Here is a 15,028-nt window from a genome sequence, read left to right as displayed (position 1 = left end):
TTTTAGGATTTTACATTTAACTGAGTGGTTTTAAAGAGAATGGCGAAAAAAAGCAAATTTTTATCCTGGCTCGGCTTTGGTAAGAAAGATAAACAAGCAGAGCAAACGCCTGAAGTCCAAACTGACGTCAATGAAGGACAATCGACCGCAGCTGATACGCAAGAAACGACTGAATTGTCGACGCCTGCTCAGCAACAACCTGAGCTTGTGGAACAGCAGCCCCAACAAGACGAGATCCAATCAACTGAGCCACAAACCCCTGAGCCTGTGGTGCAACCAATTCAGCAAGTCGATGTTCAATCAAAAGATGCACAGACGCCTCACTCAGCAGATTTAGAGCAAGAAACCCCACAGGTCGAAGGTATTTCAGAAGTAAATGTATCGCCATTTCAGCCTGAGGCTTTTGTTGAAATCAACCCATCTGTTGCTGATATTGAAGACCAAGCAAATTTAACTTCGGAGCAAGATGCATCCGAAGAACAGACAGTTCCGACGCCTGAGCCTATTGAAGAGGCAACTGTTCAATCCGAGACCCAAATTGAAGTTGCAGCGCAACCAGTAACCCCTATGCTGGCAGAAGCAGAAGCAGAAGCAGAAGCAGAAGCAGAAGCAGAAGCAGAAGCAGAAGCAGAAGCAGAAGCAGATAAATCATCGCATTCAGAGCATATTCAGGAAGAGTTACAAACTGACGCTACTTCTGAGCAAGAACCTACCCAACCAATCGAAGAATCTATAGAATTAGTTGATCAAGAAGAACCTCAAGTAGAGGTATCTGAAGAAGCCGAGAAAGAAGAAAAAGTTGGCTTTTTTGCACGTTTAAAGCGCAGCCTTGTGAAAACCAAAGAGAATATCGGTAGTGGTTTTGCATCTCTGTTTCGCGGTAAAAAGATCGATGACGAGTTGTTTGAAGAACTGGAAACACAGCTTTTGATTGCGGATGTCGGTGTTGAGACAACCATGAAGATGATTGATTCTTTAACGGATCAGGCGGATAGAAAGCAATTGAAAGATGGTGAAGCGCTCTATGACCTGCTTCGTGATGAAATGGCGAGTATGCTTGAACCAGTCAGCAAACCACTTGATGTATCGCATTCAGAAGGGCCATTTGTGATCCTAATGGTTGGTGTAAATGGTGTCGGTAAAACAACGACGATCGGAAAAATGGCCAAGCAATTCCAAGCAGAAGGAAAATCTGTCATGCTAGCTGCTGGGGATACTTTCCGTGCAGCAGCAGTTGAGCAGCTCCAAGTCTGGGGAGAACGCAATGATATACCTGTGGTTGCTCAGCATACAGGTGCTGACAGTGCTTCTGTTCTCTATGATGCATATGAAGCAGCAAAAGCGCGTGGGGTGGATGTACTTATTGCGGATACAGCTGGTCGTCTTCAGAATAAAAACCATTTGATGGAAGAGTTGAAGAAGATCACTCGTGTGATGAAAAAAATTGATGCGAATGCACCACACGAGATCATGTTGACGATTGATGCTGGTACAGGTCAGAATGCAATCAGCCAGGCACAGCTTTTCCATGATGCAGTTGGATTGACGGGGATCACGTTGACCAAGTTAGATGGCACTGCAAAAGGTGGTGTTATTTTTGCGGTTGCTGATCAATTCCAAGTCCCAATTCGCTATATTGGTGTAGGCGAGAGCATCGACGACCTGCGAACGTTCAATGGTCAGGAATTTATTGAAGCGCTTTTTAGCAAGGAAGATGCTGCTTAACCCATTCAAATGATAAAAAGAAACGTAGAATAATGATCAAGTTTGAGCAGGTAAGTAAAACCTATGCTGGGGGTGTGAAGGCACTCGACCAGGTAAGCTTTCATTTAAAAGCAGGAGAGATGGCTTTTTTAACAGGCCATTCGGGTGCAGGGAAGAGTACCTTGCTTAAACTGCTAAGTCTAATGGAGCGCCCAAGTGTTGGGCGTGTCCTCATCAACAATCACAATCTCAATGATATTCATAAAGGGCAAATTCCATATCTTCGCCGTGATATTGGGATGATCTTTCAGAATCACTGTTTGCTGATGGACAGAACCGTTTTTGATAATGTTGCGCTTCCCCTCGTGATTGAGGGCTATTCCCGTCGTGAAATTGATAAACGCGTCAATGCAGCTCTGGAAAAGGTCGGCTTGATGCATAAAGTCCGATGCTATCCGACAATGTTGTCTGGTGGTGAGCAGCAACGGATTGGTATCGCGAGAGCTGTCGTGAACATGCCACCCATCTTGTTAGCTGATGAGCCAACGGGAAACTTAGACCCTGAGCTTTCGAAAGAAATCATTTCCATCTTTGAAGCCTTTAACCGAGCGGGTGTATGTGTGTTGATTGCAACGCATGACCTTGGGCTGATTGCTCGGATGAAATACCGGACATTAACATTAAAAGAAGGACGAATGATCAACGATGGCCTCATCCATGAAGAGGAGATGGCTTTCTCATGAGCTTATTATTTTCTACGAGAAGTTCTGGTGTTGAAGTTCGTCGATTAACGTTGGGCCAAAAGTTTTTTGCCTTTTGGATTAATCATGTACGTCAGGCGATGCATAGCTTGGGTGAACTTTGGCGAACACCAATGGCATCGATGATGACAGTTGCGGTTTTGGGACTCAGTTTAACGCTGCCAGTCACTTTGCACGTTGTTGTGAAGAATGTTCAATCGATTAATCACAGTTTTGATGAAGCAGCAGAAATTTCATTGTTTTTAGAGTCAAACCTCTCAAATCGAGAGGTTAAAAACTTTATTAAACGCTTGGAGATCATGCCAGAGGTTTCATCCGTTAGCTTTATTGCAAAGGATGATGCGCTGCAAGAGTTTAAAGACCTTTCTGGATTTGGCGAAGCACTGCATTATCTGGATAGTAATCCTTTGCCAAACGTTGTTCTGGTGACGCCGAGTATGAAGTTCCGTGGCCCACAGGCAGCAAAACGATTACTGCATAAATTGGAATCAACCCGCGAAGTTGATATTGGTAAGCTGGATATCGAGTGGCTAGAGCGCTTAAATGCGGTGGTTCGATTGATGGAAGAAATTGTTTATACAGTTGCTCTGTTGTTGTTGTGCGCGGTTGTTCTGATTATTGGTAACACGATCCGTTTGTCGATTATGAACAAAAAAGAAGAAATCATCGTCATGAAGCTGGTGGGTGCAACAGCGAGCTTTATTCAACGTCCTTTTCTATATACAGGGATGTGGTTCGGCCTTGCAGGTGGAATGTTGTCGTTTATCGTCGTCACGATGATGCTCTGGTGGTTGGAAAGCGCAATTGGGCATGTTGCTGGGATTTATGGTGGGCAGTTTACCTTAACCGGGTTGCTATTCTCAGAGTTTCTTGTTCTAGTTGGAATGGCGATTGGGTTAGGGCTTCTTGGTTCTTGGGTTTCTGTGTTTAGGCATATCAAAGAGATTGAGCCTGACAAAATTTAAACTTTCTGGAGTGGGTAAGCACTCACTCCAATAAACACTCCATTTTTAATATTTCAATATTCTTACATTTTGTTGCGATAAATTACACAAATATGACAGTGATTTTTATCGAGCGCACTAATCTTTGAAATGACCTCAACAGATGTTCATGAACGGACGCTGATTTGATGGCGTACACCTGTCTAGAGGTTCTCTCCGGTTTGAGTCGTGACCTCGTTGCAGGGAAGCGATGACTTGGTCGTTGTTTCTCGGCTCGTAAATTCATGCATCACGTAAAACATAACAATATGTGTTGAACTTCAAATAGGAGCATCAACGTGAAGACTTTAACGCTAAGTGCAATTTTTGCATCATTGATTTTATCGACAAGCGCATTTGCGCAAACGGAGACTGGCCTAAATCAGGATGATGATGAAACATCGCCACCACCAAGGCATCGTCCTCGCGGTCCTATGGGAGCTGGTGTAACATTTGTAGATGTGAATGGCGATCAGATTGCTGATTTGGTGAAATGGCGCTTTCGCGGCGCAGGTTCTAAAACATTCTTAGGAAATGGCGATGGCTCATTTGCTGAAGAAGGGATCAAGCATCGGCTAAAAAAATTACCCAAACGTGTGAAAGCACGTCAGATGGTGCATTTTGCAGATGTGACCAATGATGGTCGTGCGGATAAAATCGTTCGTACAATGATTTTGAAAAAACGTCCGCCACGTCAGGAGCCGCCAAATCAAGATCAAATCGAAAATGGTGGTCCAGATCGCCGCCCTCCCAAGGTAATCACATTCATGCATGTGTTTAAAGGGAATCCAGACGGCAGCTTCGATAAGCACCCCATCGGAGCGCCCATGGATGATATGGAATAAGGGATGATGTTCAGGGATGAACATCTCAAATATGAATGTACCACTTCAATCGCCTTCCATCTAAAATAAATAAGAAGCTGTTGCGATTCGTAGTGAGTCATATTCATGAGAAGTTCTGTGTTGCTGCTATATATTGCGAACTTACTTTTGCTTTCATGTCCTTCTTCCTATGCAAAAACTACCGTGCGTCTCACCAATGGAGAGTGGCCACCATTTACTTCTGCTGAATTTAAACATGGTGGTGTCTTATCGCACCTTGTGACAAAAGCATACGAGACACAAGGCATCCATGTTGAATATACATATATGCCTTGGAAGCGAAGCTATCGACTTGCTCAGAATGGCCAGTATGATGGCTCGATTATTTGGGCCCCAACAGTCGAGCGCAGAAAGAACTTTTATTTTTCAGATCCTGTAACAGAGAATCAGAAAGTATTTTTTCGCCTGAAAACTCTGCGTTTCGATTGGCAGAAAGTCAGTGAATTAAAACGATTCCGCATTGGTGCAACAGATCAATATACATATGGTGCGGAATTTGATCGCGCCACAAAAGATGGCACACTTAAAATTCAATTTGCAACAAAAGACGAATTGAATATTCGAAAGCTGTTTGCTGGCAGAATTGATTTGTTTCCGATGGATATTGAGGTTGGGTACTACCTGATCAGCAGAGAAATTTCACCGATGCATGCTCACCTCGCAACAAACCATCCAAAGCCATTACTCAAGACTCCTATGTGTGTCATGATCACAAAAGAGCTGAAGCCGAAAACAGCGAAGCTATTCATAGATAGCCTGAATAAAGGACTCAATATCTTAAGGGAAAGTGGAGAATATGAATCAATGATCCTAGACTCACGAACAGGTCTCTATCAACCTTAAGGGTTAATTTGTGAAGCCTATTTTATCGGGGTGTATACTGCTTTACTGCCTATTCAGTCCTGTTTCTGCAAAACAAATTGTACTCACGAATGGTGAATGGGCCCCTTTTCTAGGCCAAGCCCTTCCGGATAACGGCCTTACCTCGAAGCTTGTGACGAATGTTTTTGAAAAAATGGGCTATCAAGTGAAGTATAAATTTTTTAAGTCTTGGGCGAGAGCATACGCAGAAGCTTATCAAAATCCTAAATATGATGGCACCTTGGTTTGGTCTCAATCTCCAGAGAGGGCCGGTAAGTTTTTATTCACAGACTCTGTTTTAAATACCTTTGAAGTCTTTTTTTATCTTGCTGGCAGCGACTTTCATTGGGAAACGATTCAGGACTTAGAAAAATACCGAATCGGTGGCCATATTGGTTATGACTATGGCGTTGATATTGAAAAAGCTGAAAAGTCCGGGTTAGTGCGTATTGATAGAGTAAAAAGTGAGCATCAAAATATTCAAAAATTGCTTCGAAAGCGCCTTGATGCCGTCATTATGGATAAAGTCGTTGGTATTCGATTGTTAGAGGATGAGTTTACGCGAGCAGATTTAAAAATCATTCAGATCCATACCAAACCAATCCTTAAAAAATCTTATCATGTCCTCTTTAAAGCATCAGCGCATCAGCATAGGCAATTAAGGAAAGACTTTAATCAAGCCCTATCGAAAATGATTGCCGATGGTGAAGTTGATAAACAGTATCAAGAGTACCTGAACGCTCAATAGAGTATCGTTTGATGATTCTTTTTAGCAGCTCACAATAAGGTATTCAGGATTTAAATTGTACTGTTGACTTCCGTCAGTAGATTTTGCCAGTTCAAATTAAACAGAGAAGCTGGACCTTTCTTTTTTGGCATAATTCGGATTTGAACCATATCGACCTCAAAAGATTCAGGTAATTTAATTTTGCCTTCGAATGCCTGAAAATATTTAAATTTGTAGGTTTGGATTTTGGTAGAGTCCGGGTTGAGGTCATGGAGTCGGTAGCGGATAGGTTTGTCATCACGCTTGCCAGATAGTGTCAATATGACCTTACCAGATTGGAATCGGCGGCGTTTAGCTTTTTGCATCAATACCAATTCGTATCGATAATTTCTTTTTGATTGATCAATTGGGGTAATCAAAAATGATTCGACAAAGATCCCTTCCTTTTCCAGCTCAGGGGCCATGACTTTTTGGTAGATACTGAGTTCTTTGATTTGTTGCTGGTTTTCTGCAATCAGTTCGCTCATTTTGTTTTTCAACGCCATCGATGTCATTCGCTCAACTTCAAGCTCAGTTTTGATAAAAGCCAGCATATTGCTTTTTTCCTGCAATCGCTGTTGCAGTGCTTCAAATTCTTCCTGTTGTTGGTAGACTGGTACAGATTGACGAAAAATATCGAAAAGGCCCACGCAAACACCGATGCTAAAAACAACACAAATAAAAATCAAAGCGCTTGGATCAATTTTTCCTATTCGTGTTAAGCTGTCTCGTGATAATCCTATTTTTGAAAACAATAGGTGCAAATTTGTTTGCACTGACTTCATAAAAATTTCCGTAACTAATCTCTATCAGTCTCGCCTGTTGCGCAATCAACATGAAAGGTTAAAGCGTTAAAAAATGAAGCGAGAATCATTACAACGTGTATTAGCTGAGCCGAGAACAACCTTTCAGATGTGTCTGTTAGGCATGTTGGGTGGTCTGTTTGCAGCGACGCTGATTATATTATTGCGGCTCATCATAATCAAAACCCAATCATTATTCACGCCTCAATTTGATAATTTTGTTGAAATGAACGCTTGGGTGCGATTTGTGCTACCCATTACCGGAGCGCTCTTGATTGGTTTGTTTGCTTACTTCACGGGCTTTCGACATTATCGGATGGGGATACCCCTTGTCATCCATCGGATGAAAACACGTTATGGATTAATGCCAATCCGTAATACGTTGAACCAGTTTTTCGGAAGTGTTATTTCGTTATCATCTGGGTTTTCTGTGGGCCGAGAAGGGCCGTCGGTTCACATTGGTGCAGCAGGAAGCAGCTATCTCGGCCTGAAGTTACAACTTCCTTATAATGCGATTCGGACACTGTCTGGATGTGGTATCGCTGCGGGTATTTCTGCTTCATTTAATACACCGCTTGCGGCGGTTGTTTTTGTGATGGAAGTGGTACTGAGAGAATATAAGATCCATGTCTTCGTACCAATTATGCTTGCATCCGTGGTTGGTGCATTGGCAACACAACTCGTTTTTGGCGATCTCCATGAGATGGCACGGATCACCTTTTATGATCTTTCATTTTGGCACTATCCATATATCGCCATTTGTGGCTTAGTGATTGGCGCGATTGCTTATGGCTTTAACCGGACACTCATGGCGATCATTCAAGGTTTTCGGTGGCTTGGGATGTTTCCTCGCTTAATGCTTGCTGCTGTGATCACCGCAGTGGTTGGGATTGTGATCCCACATGCAATGGGTGCAGAAGCAAGTGCAATTCATTTTGCCGTGAGTTCTCCAACAGATATCTCCTTTTTATTGATGATTTTGGGCGGGAAATTAATTGCGACCCTCTTTGCGATTGGGCTTGGTGTTCCGGGCGGATTATTAGGGCCACTCTTCGGGATTGGCGTTCTTATTGGCACTCTATTATCAACCGTGCTTGTGCTGGGATTTGATGTGCCAGTTGAAGTTGCGGGTTCTTACGCATTATTGGGGTTAGCTGGTTTAATGGCAGCTACGTTGCATGCACCATTGGCAGCCTTAGTGGCGGTGATTGAGCTGACTTATAACCCGGAGCTGACTGTACCAGCAATGATTGTGATCGTCAGTGCCTATGTTTGTGCGGCTCAGGTTTTTAAAAATCGTTCGATTTTTTTGCAGCAATTGGATTATCAGAAACTCTCTTATGAAGTGCCTCCCGTGAAAGACGCGCTGCAGCGTATTTGCGTGATCGCTGAGATGGAAGAAAATGTTAAAATTCTTGAAAACCCGATTGAAGCACAAATCAAGCGTAACCTTGATTCACTGGGGGAAAATCAATATTTGATTATCAAAGACCGATATGAAGTGGGCAGCGAGTATCGTTTGGCGTATTATGATGTCTCATCGAGTATTTCGGGTGAACATGGGATCAAATACTGGCCGCTCATTGGGATCAGTGTTCAATCCACATTGGCAGAAGCCTTTGAGTTACTTCAGCAAAAGCGAGACGGTGCCGTCTATATCTATGACCAAGAGATAGAAAACTTTGTTGGTTTGATCCGCTGGGATCAACTCCGTAACCGGATCACAAAACATCATTCTTTCCTATAAAAAAAGAGCATGGCGATGAGTTGGGTATTATTGTTTAAAGCGCTCCATATTTTTTTCATGGTAGCCTGGTTTGCAGGGATATTTTATTTACCAAGACTATTTGTATACCACGCAGAAACTGCAGAAGCCGCAGTGTCTGAACAGTTTAAAATTATGGAACGGCGGTTGCTTTATTTTGTCACGCCATTTGCCATTCTGACCATTGTGTTTGGCTTGTTGGTTATCATGATATACGGGCGAGATTGGTTTCGATTTAGCCTCTGGCTCCATGTGAAGTTTGTTTTTGTGATCCTCCTGTATGTTTACCATGGCTATTGTTTTAAATTATTGAAAGACTTCAAAGAAAATAGAAATAAGCGTTCATCCAGATTTTATCGGATATTTAATGAACTGCCTGTGTTGCTATTACTCGCAATCGTGTTACTTGCAGTCATGAAACCTGTGATCGCTATATAAGCAATTGATCGTGGTAGGGGCTAAGTTCCCCTACACGGGTGGTCGAGTTGGACAATAGTTTTCTAAGGATGATCAACCATGATCCTGTCCACTTTTTTTGCTATTATTCCCCGCGAATTTTTCTGCATTCCTCAAGGTAACGCTCATGACTGATTTTCTCGGTTCTCATATTCTGTCGGTCAAACAGTTTGATCGCGATGCTGTAGAACGCATTTTCGAAGTTGCACACCGGATGGCCCCTTATGCACAGCGTCAAAAAAGAACAAAAGTACTTGATGGTGCAATCTTAGGAAACTTATTTTTTGAGCCAAGCACGCGAACTCGGGTCAGTTTTGGCTGTGCTTTTAATCTATTGGGTGGGCAGGTACGCGGAACAACTGGGATGCAAATGTCAGCCCTTGCTAAGGGAGAGTCGCTATATGATACCGGCCGCATGATTTCTTCTTATTCGGATGTGATTGCGATGCGTCACCCGGAGAGTGGCTCAGTGGCAGAGTTTGCAACAGGAAGTCGTGTTCCTGTGATCAATGGTGGAGATGGTGCGAATGAGCATCCAACACAAGCATTATTGGATCTGTTTACCATTCAGAAAGAGTTAGCTGTGTATGACCGATCTATTGATGGAATGCATATTGCGATGGTCGGAGATCTCAAGTATGGCCGTACGGTTCATTCATTATCCAAGTTACTTTGTTTATATCGTGATTTGAAAGTGACACTCGTCGCACCAGATGAATTATCCATGCCAAAAGAGATTGTAGATTTACTTACCGATCATCATGCTCAAATTGAAATCAAAAATAAAATTGATGGACAAATTGGGGCAGATATCGTGTATCAAACCCGGATCCAGGAAGAGCGTTTTCCAACGCAGGAAGAAGCCGATCGGTATCGTGGCCAATTCCGCTTAAATCATGAAATTTTCTCAACGCACTTCAAATCAAACACTGTGATCATGCATCCGCTACCTCGTGATTCTCGTAGTGAGGCGAATGAGCTAGATAATGATTTGAATGAACACCCAAATCTGGCAATTTTCCGTCAGGCAGATAATGGTGTCTTGATCCGGATGGCGTTGTTCGCGATGACACTTGGGGTTGAAAATAAGGTTGCAGATTACGAATATGATGTGCCTTGGTATTCACAAAAATAACCGAATTGACTAATTGAAGAGTAATAAAATGAGCCAGTCTAATCAATTATTTGAACAAGCGAAAGCGTCGATCCCTGGTGGTGTCAATTCACCTGTTCGTGCTTTTAACGGTGTAGGTGGCACGCCGAAATTTATTAAACATGCGCAAGGTGCAACCATTATTGACGCGGATGACAATTCTTATATCGATTATGTTGGCTCCTGGGGACCGATGATCCTCGGTCACAACCACTCAGAAATCAAAAATGCTGTGATTGAAGCGGTTGAAAAAGGGCTAAGCTATGGTGCGCCAACTGAGATCGAAGTTGCGATGGCGAACAAGGTCCGAGAAATTGTACCGTCAATCGAAAAAGTACGCATGGTCAACTCTGGAACAGAAGCAACCATGTCTGCCATCCGTCTAGCGCGAGGCTATACGGGCAGACAAAAATTGCTGAAGTTTGAAGGTTGTTATCATGGTCATGCGGATAGTTTGTTAGTGAAAGCGGGTTCTGGTGCATTGACGATGGGTGTCCCGAGCTCGCCGGGGATCCCAGAAGATGTCGCGAAGCACACATTGACAGCAGAATTTAACAATTTAGAGAGTGTTCGCCATCTGTTTGAAGCACATCCAGAAGATGTTGCTTGTATCATTGTGGAGCCTGTCGCTGGGAATATGAACTGTATTCCACCAGTACCTGGATTTTTAGAAGGACTTCGTGCGTTATGTGATGAATTCGGCGCAGTACTGATTTTTGATGAAGTCATGACGGGATTCCGAGTTTCGCTTGGTGGCGCACAGGGGTATTACAATATTCAGCCGGATATGACTTGCCTTGGAAAGGTGATTGGTGCTGGCATGCCTGTGGGGGCATTTGGTGGAAAGTCTGAGATCATGGATTATCTTGCGCCTGTTGGACCTGTATATCAAGCGGGAACCCTTTCTGGAAACCCAGTCGCGATGGCTGCGGGCTTAAAGGCGTTGACGATCCTTGCTGATAACCCAGGTATGTATGATGAGCTAGAAAGAAAAGCGACGAAGTTGTGCGAAGGTTTTCAATCCGCTGCGAAAGAAACTGGTATTCCACTCTCAACCAGCGTTGTCGGCGGTATGTTTGGCTTTTTCTTTACGACAGAAGACAATGTGTCGCGCTATTCGCAAGTGACGGAGTGTGATGTTGAGCGTTTCAAAACATTCTTCCATTTGATGTTGGAAGAGGGAGTATATCTTGCACCATCAGCCTTTGAGGCGGGTTTTGTTTCACAAGCGCATTCAGATGAAGATATCGAAAAAACCATCGAAGCAGCACATCGCTGTTTTGCCAAGTTGTAATTTGTACTCAGGTAAGTTGGTTGGCTTTCCGTCAGCCAGCTTACTCTCAACCTGTTTACTTTAAATGGGTTAAGCCGTTTCGGCTTAAGCGCACGAGCTCACTTTCTTCTAATTCATTTCGAGTAAATATCAACGTTTTTTCATCACGAGAAATGAAAAATCCTTCGTGTAATTGTCGCTGTACAATTTTGCGTGCTTTTGTCTTTCCATTGTTGAGATCCAATTGATATAAAGTACTGAATTCAGCTTGTGTGTCTAAATAATACAGGTGGTTTTGGGTGATATGTGCATTGTCACCGAATTGAATCGGTAACTTGATATCCATGATTGTTGAAGGAGAGCGTTGACCGATTTTGAAGCGATGGATATGTGCTTCACCTGGGTATGTGATAAATACTTCTTTTCCTGAAGAAGAGATTGCATATGATGAAATGTCTTCATAGAGCGTGTTGATCTGATTATTTGACACATCATATTGAATGAGTTGCCACTGATTCTCTTGCCACTGTTGATAATATAATTGCTGAGAATCAGGGAGCCAGGTCGGGTGAACCGCCAGTGTCGTTTGCCAAGGTTGATTGGTGAATTGTTCGGTCTTGAGATCAAATAAGCGCAGATTGCCATCCATATTAATCAGGACGGTATCTTCGTCATACCAAATCAAATCTAGAACCTCGTGAGCATTCTCCCAGCTTGATATTTTTTGATAATGCGAACCTGTATTTCGCCATAACTGCGGCACACCGTTTTGGCTCGAAAGGTAGAGCAGGTTATCTCGATCCGAGGATAGAACAGGGCTTTGCAACCAGCGTGTTGTTGCAATCATCGGGCTCATATGATGCGCATCTTCCTCAAATGGATTTTGGAGCTGCAAGATCTGGCTGGAATGCTTTAATGCCCGGATTGCGATTAAATGTTTATCGTGTGTGGAAAACTCAAGATAAGGGTGAGCAATAGTCTCAATATCCAGCCAGTGCCCTTGGTTGATGTCTAATTTTTTGACGACGCCGGACTTGAGTATCAGCACAACTTCATTGTCATTCAACCATTGTAAACTCTTTATTGGCTGCCCGAGGTGATGCTGAATGAATCGTGCCTGTTGTAATGTCGCATGATAAGCAAATATTTTTGTATGGTTATTATCCAGTTGACGAATAAAGATGAAATCATTGTTCTGCGGATGCTTTTGAAACAAAACGTCACCCATAGAATGTTCTGGAGGCTTTGTCAGTTGTTTCGTTTCATTTTCATCCATATCGTACTGATAGATTGCAATTGGTTTGTGAGATAAACCATCTGGGTGACTGACAAAGTAAAGAGAATCTTTATCCTCCGTCCAGTCCATACTTGCTTCAGAGGAGCTCAAAGCACAAGGGGTAATCGGATGGATTTGCCAATGTTCAGCATTGCGCTGGGCGAGCATGATTTGACATCCTTTTTTGGGGTGGGACTGAAAATAAGCGAAGCTGTCTGCATCTCGCCATTGTGGGGCAGCACCATAGCGTGTGATTAATTCGTTTGTCATGCCATCCATACGTGTATGAAACAAACTATAGGAATCTTGAGATTTCATTTGAAAACAATACAGGAGCTCTCTGCCGTTCGGAGAAATGGCAGGATATCGAATAAGGCCTTGTTTTGCGGTCAACTGTGTTGGTTTAGTTTTCAATAAATGAGATGACGTCAATGTGTGGTGTATTTGAAATAAAACAAATAAACACAAGCATATGCCAAGAGGTATGAGGGTTGCCGTTGTGAGCCGAAAACGTAAATGGTTGGGAATACGTGGTGATTGATTGGCATTTGTTTTTTGAAGGGAAAAAGGTGGCTGGGTTGATTGTATTGCTTGTGTTTTCTGCGTCTCTCTTTCTTGTTTTGGACCCATCTGCAACATTTCTGGTGTCTGAAGAACGGGCGCAATAAAACAGTAACCTTTTTTGGGGATAGTTTTTAAATATTCAGACGTCTTATGTGAGTCACCCAGTACTTTTCGCAAAAAGCCAATCGCACGCATAATTGCTGCGTCAGAGGCGACGCCTTCTTTCCATACATCTTTTGCAAGCTGATCCTTGGATACCACTTCACCGCGGTGGTGAATAAAATACTGTAATAGCTCAAGGATCAAAGGCTCCAGAACCTTCACCTCAGGTTCAATTTCTCCCGACTGGAAAAGCAAAAGCTGACCAGCGTCCGGGTCAAATAGGTGTTCCCCAACTTTTAAGTACAGCGTTGCCGAAGGATGACACATAGAGTCCGTTATCTATCTTTTCTATGAAAATCAAGTCAGTCAACTGACCCATGAAGTTTGGAAGGGTGTATCAAATGATATCCATCCCCTGTTTACTAATCTCAATCATCGGGACATGTTGGTTGGTCCATGATGAATGTACTAAAACAGTCTAACGACTTTTTACTTAGAAAGTCGGATCAGGAATTTTACTAAAATCTACTGAGAAATCAATTCTGATTTCTCAGTATTCGAGACAAAAAATAATCATATAGTCATTATATTTCAATGTCTTGTACAGTTTTAATGACGCGGAGGCATATTTGAGTACCGATTTTAAAACATATATTTTGTTCTTATTTAGCCAAAACCTATACGAAAAGAGAATACAGAAATTGATATGTAACGTGATAGAATGCTGAAGAAGTGTATAAGTAATGTAAATAATTATTTTGTAGTTAGAATGTTTAGAAATTTATTATTTTGTGTGTTTTTCATACTACCTCCCATAGGGTTAGCTAGTGCAAAAGAAACACCTGAGGCCTTTTTCCAACAATTAGTAAAGTTGTCGAATCGTTTTGATCCGGCGCTACTGGATATGTATGAAGATAAAGCGATGATCATGTCTTATCGCCGTTATCCGCATGGGCTTGTGCGTTCAACAAAGTTGAGTGGACAAAAGTGGAAAAAGCGAATGCACAAGCTACTTCCTTTAAAGAAGAAGCATAAAGACACCTTTACCTATACTGAGGTGAAAGTTCAACCTCAGGGTAAAAAGTATAAGATCAAAGCGAAACGATACTCAGAGAGTAAGTGTTATTGGGATAATGGATATTTTTTGGTTGTTGAGCCGAATGCACAGGGGCGCCTCAAGATTGTCGAACAATATTCTGAAGCACAGCCCCAGTCAAACTGCCTTTAATCAATCTGATCACACGATTATGGGTTTCATTGCTCTAGTCGTGTGACTTCATGACATACTCACAAATATTTTAAGCTGAAAACACTTCATCTTGTATGCTAGCTGATTTTTTTCTTCTTAAATATTCAATATCATCCATTTTGCTTAAATAAAGCATTTTTATCATATCTTTTTATGAATACTCTATTCATATTGTTCCATAAAACACTTTGAATACTTATATAAACTGGGTTTGTTTCTATTATGGGTCCCATAATGTAGGAATAACGTGCTTTTGCATGTTTTTTGACAGGAGTATTTGTCGCTGTACTTTGTGTTATTTATTCAGAACATTTCAATAAATTAGTGAATTGGTTTAATTTTTTGTATTTGCTTTCATAGATCTTGTATAGCTCATTATGTTTCATTCTTTTTATTGAATCATTCCCTAAAAAAGGTTCATCCATGAG

At 42.2% G+C, this 15,028-nt stretch carries 13 protein-coding genes; 11 read left to right on the top strand and 2 right to left on the bottom strand.

Translation table 11 applies throughout. The annotated features are described in order from the left end of the window. Positions 1 to 39 precede the first annotated feature (39 nt). From ftsY to C505_RS0108860, 6 genes are all read left to right on the top strand, one after another. Positions 40 to 1,725: a signal recognition particle-docking protein FtsY gene (ftsY, locus tag C505_RS0108885; protein WP_018692254.1), complete on the top strand. Its 1,686-nt coding sequence runs from the start codon at positions 40 to 42 to the stop codon at positions 1,723 to 1,725. Between the two features lie 32 nt (positions 1,726 to 1,757). Next, positions 1,758 to 2,447, top strand: a complete 690-nt coding sequence (ftsE, locus tag C505_RS0108880) for a cell division ATP-binding protein FtsE (protein WP_018692253.1) — start codon at positions 1,758 to 1,760, stop codon at positions 2,445 to 2,447. Beyond that, a complete protein-coding gene (ftsX, locus tag C505_RS0108875) occupies positions 2,444 to 3,430 on the top strand; it encodes a permease-like cell division protein FtsX (RefSeq protein ID WP_018692252.1) in 987 nt (328 codons plus the stop codon). The genes ftsE and ftsX overlap by 4 nt, the downstream gene beginning before the upstream one ends. A gap of 317 nt (positions 3,431 to 3,747) precedes the next feature. Then, entirely contained in the window at positions 3,748 to 4,293 is a 546-nt protein-coding gene (locus C505_RS0108870) for an FG-GAP repeat domain-containing protein (protein WP_018692251.1), read from the top strand. 117 nt (positions 4,294 to 4,410) lie between these two features. Next, the gene (locus C505_RS0108865) at positions 4,411 to 5,175 is read left to right on the top strand and encodes a substrate-binding periplasmic protein (protein WP_018692250.1); all 765 of its coding nucleotides are present in this window, start codon (positions 4,411 to 4,413) and stop codon (positions 5,173 to 5,175) included. Positions 5,176 to 5,185: 10 nt separating this feature from the next. Continuing rightward, positions 5,186 to 5,941, top strand: a complete 756-nt coding sequence (locus tag C505_RS0108860; protein WP_018692249.1) for a substrate-binding periplasmic protein — start codon at positions 5,186 to 5,188, stop codon at positions 5,939 to 5,941. A 50-nt stretch (positions 5,942 to 5,991) separates the two neighbouring features. Here the strand turns inward: C505_RS0108860 and C505_RS0108855 are convergent, their stop codons facing one another. Next, complete coding sequence (locus tag C505_RS0108855; protein WP_018692248.1) at positions 5,992 to 6,744, bottom strand: DUF6776 family protein; 753 nt, start codon at positions 6,742 to 6,744, stop codon at positions 5,992 to 5,994. Positions 6,745 to 6,817: 73 nt separating this feature from the next. Between C505_RS0108855 and C505_RS0108850 the strand changes: the two genes are divergently transcribed. The 4 genes from C505_RS0108850 (at position 6,818) to hemL (ending at position 11,430) form a co-directional block, all read left to right on the top strand. Then, entirely contained in the window at positions 6,818 to 8,509 is a 1,692-nt protein-coding gene (locus C505_RS0108850; RefSeq protein ID WP_018692247.1) for a chloride channel protein, read from the top strand. Between the two features lie 15 nt (positions 8,510 to 8,524). Continuing rightward, positions 8,525 to 8,965 (top strand): CopD family protein, encoded by a 441-nt coding sequence (locus C505_RS0108845; RefSeq protein ID WP_026317841.1) that lies wholly within the window; start codon positions 8,525 to 8,527, stop codon positions 8,963 to 8,965. Between the two features lie 145 nt (positions 8,966 to 9,110). Further along, positions 9,111 to 10,118 carry an aspartate carbamoyltransferase gene (locus C505_RS0108840; RefSeq protein ID WP_018692245.1) on the top strand — a complete coding sequence of 336 codons (1,008 nt, stop codon included), beginning with the start codon at positions 9,111 to 9,113 and terminating at the stop codon, positions 10,116 to 10,118. Positions 10,119 to 10,146: 28 nt separating this feature from the next. Then, on the top strand, positions 10,147 to 11,430 hold the full coding sequence (gene hemL / locus C505_RS0108835) for a glutamate-1-semialdehyde 2,1-aminomutase (RefSeq protein ID WP_018692244.1): 1,284 nt from the start codon (positions 10,147 to 10,149) through the stop codon (positions 11,428 to 11,430). 55 nt (positions 11,431 to 11,485) lie between these two features. Here the strand turns inward: hemL and C505_RS0108830 are convergent, their stop codons facing one another. Further along, a complete protein-coding gene (locus C505_RS0108830; protein WP_018692243.1) occupies positions 11,486 to 13,678 on the bottom strand; it encodes a winged helix-turn-helix domain-containing protein in 2,193 nt (730 codons plus the stop codon). Between the two features lie 466 nt (positions 13,679 to 14,144). On the opposite strand from C505_RS0108830, the gene C505_RS0108825 reads away from it, so the two are divergent. Further along, a complete protein-coding gene (locus C505_RS0108825) occupies positions 14,145 to 14,579 on the top strand; it encodes a hypothetical protein (protein ID WP_157368926.1) in 435 nt (144 codons plus the stop codon). The last annotated feature ends 449 nt before the right edge of the window (positions 14,580 to 15,028 follow it).

This window comes from Algicola sagamiensis DSM 14643 (genome assembly GCF_000374485.1).
Taxonomy (GTDB): Bacteria; Pseudomonadota; Gammaproteobacteria; order Enterobacterales; family Alteromonadaceae; genus Algicola; species Algicola sagamiensis.
The sequence above is the reverse complement of the archived record's forward strand: the minus strand, read 5'-3'. Positions and strand labels throughout refer to the sequence as shown.

Coding starts and splice junctions, on each gene's coding strand:
- ftsY (WP_018692254.1), top strand. CDS start 40: ATGGCGAAAAAAAGCAAATTTTTATCCTGGCTCGGCTTTGGTAAGAAA.
- ftsE (WP_018692253.1), top strand. CDS start 1,758: ATGATCAAGTTTGAGCAGGTAAGTAAAACCTATGCTGGGGGTGTGAAG.
- ftsX (WP_018692252.1), top strand. CDS start 2,444: ATGAGCTTATTATTTTCTACGAGAAGTTCTGGTGTTGAAGTTCGTCGA.
- C505_RS0108855 (WP_018692248.1), bottom strand. CDS start 6,744: ATGAAGTCAGTGCAAACAAATTTGCACCTATTGTTTTCAAAAATAGGA.
- C505_RS0108850 (WP_018692247.1), top strand. CDS start 6,818: ATGAAGCGAGAATCATTACAACGTGTATTAGCTGAGCCGAGAACAACC.
- C505_RS0108845 (WP_026317841.1), top strand. CDS start 8,525: ATGAGTTGGGTATTATTGTTTAAAGCGCTCCATATTTTTTTCATGGTA.
- C505_RS0108840 (WP_018692245.1), top strand. CDS start 9,111: ATGACTGATTTTCTCGGTTCTCATATTCTGTCGGTCAAACAGTTTGAT.
- hemL (WP_018692244.1), top strand. CDS start 10,147: ATGAGCCAGTCTAATCAATTATTTGAACAAGCGAAAGCGTCGATCCCT.
- C505_RS0108830 (WP_018692243.1), bottom strand. CDS start 13,678: ATGTGTCATCCTTCGGCAACGCTGTACTTAAAAGTTGGGGAACACCTA.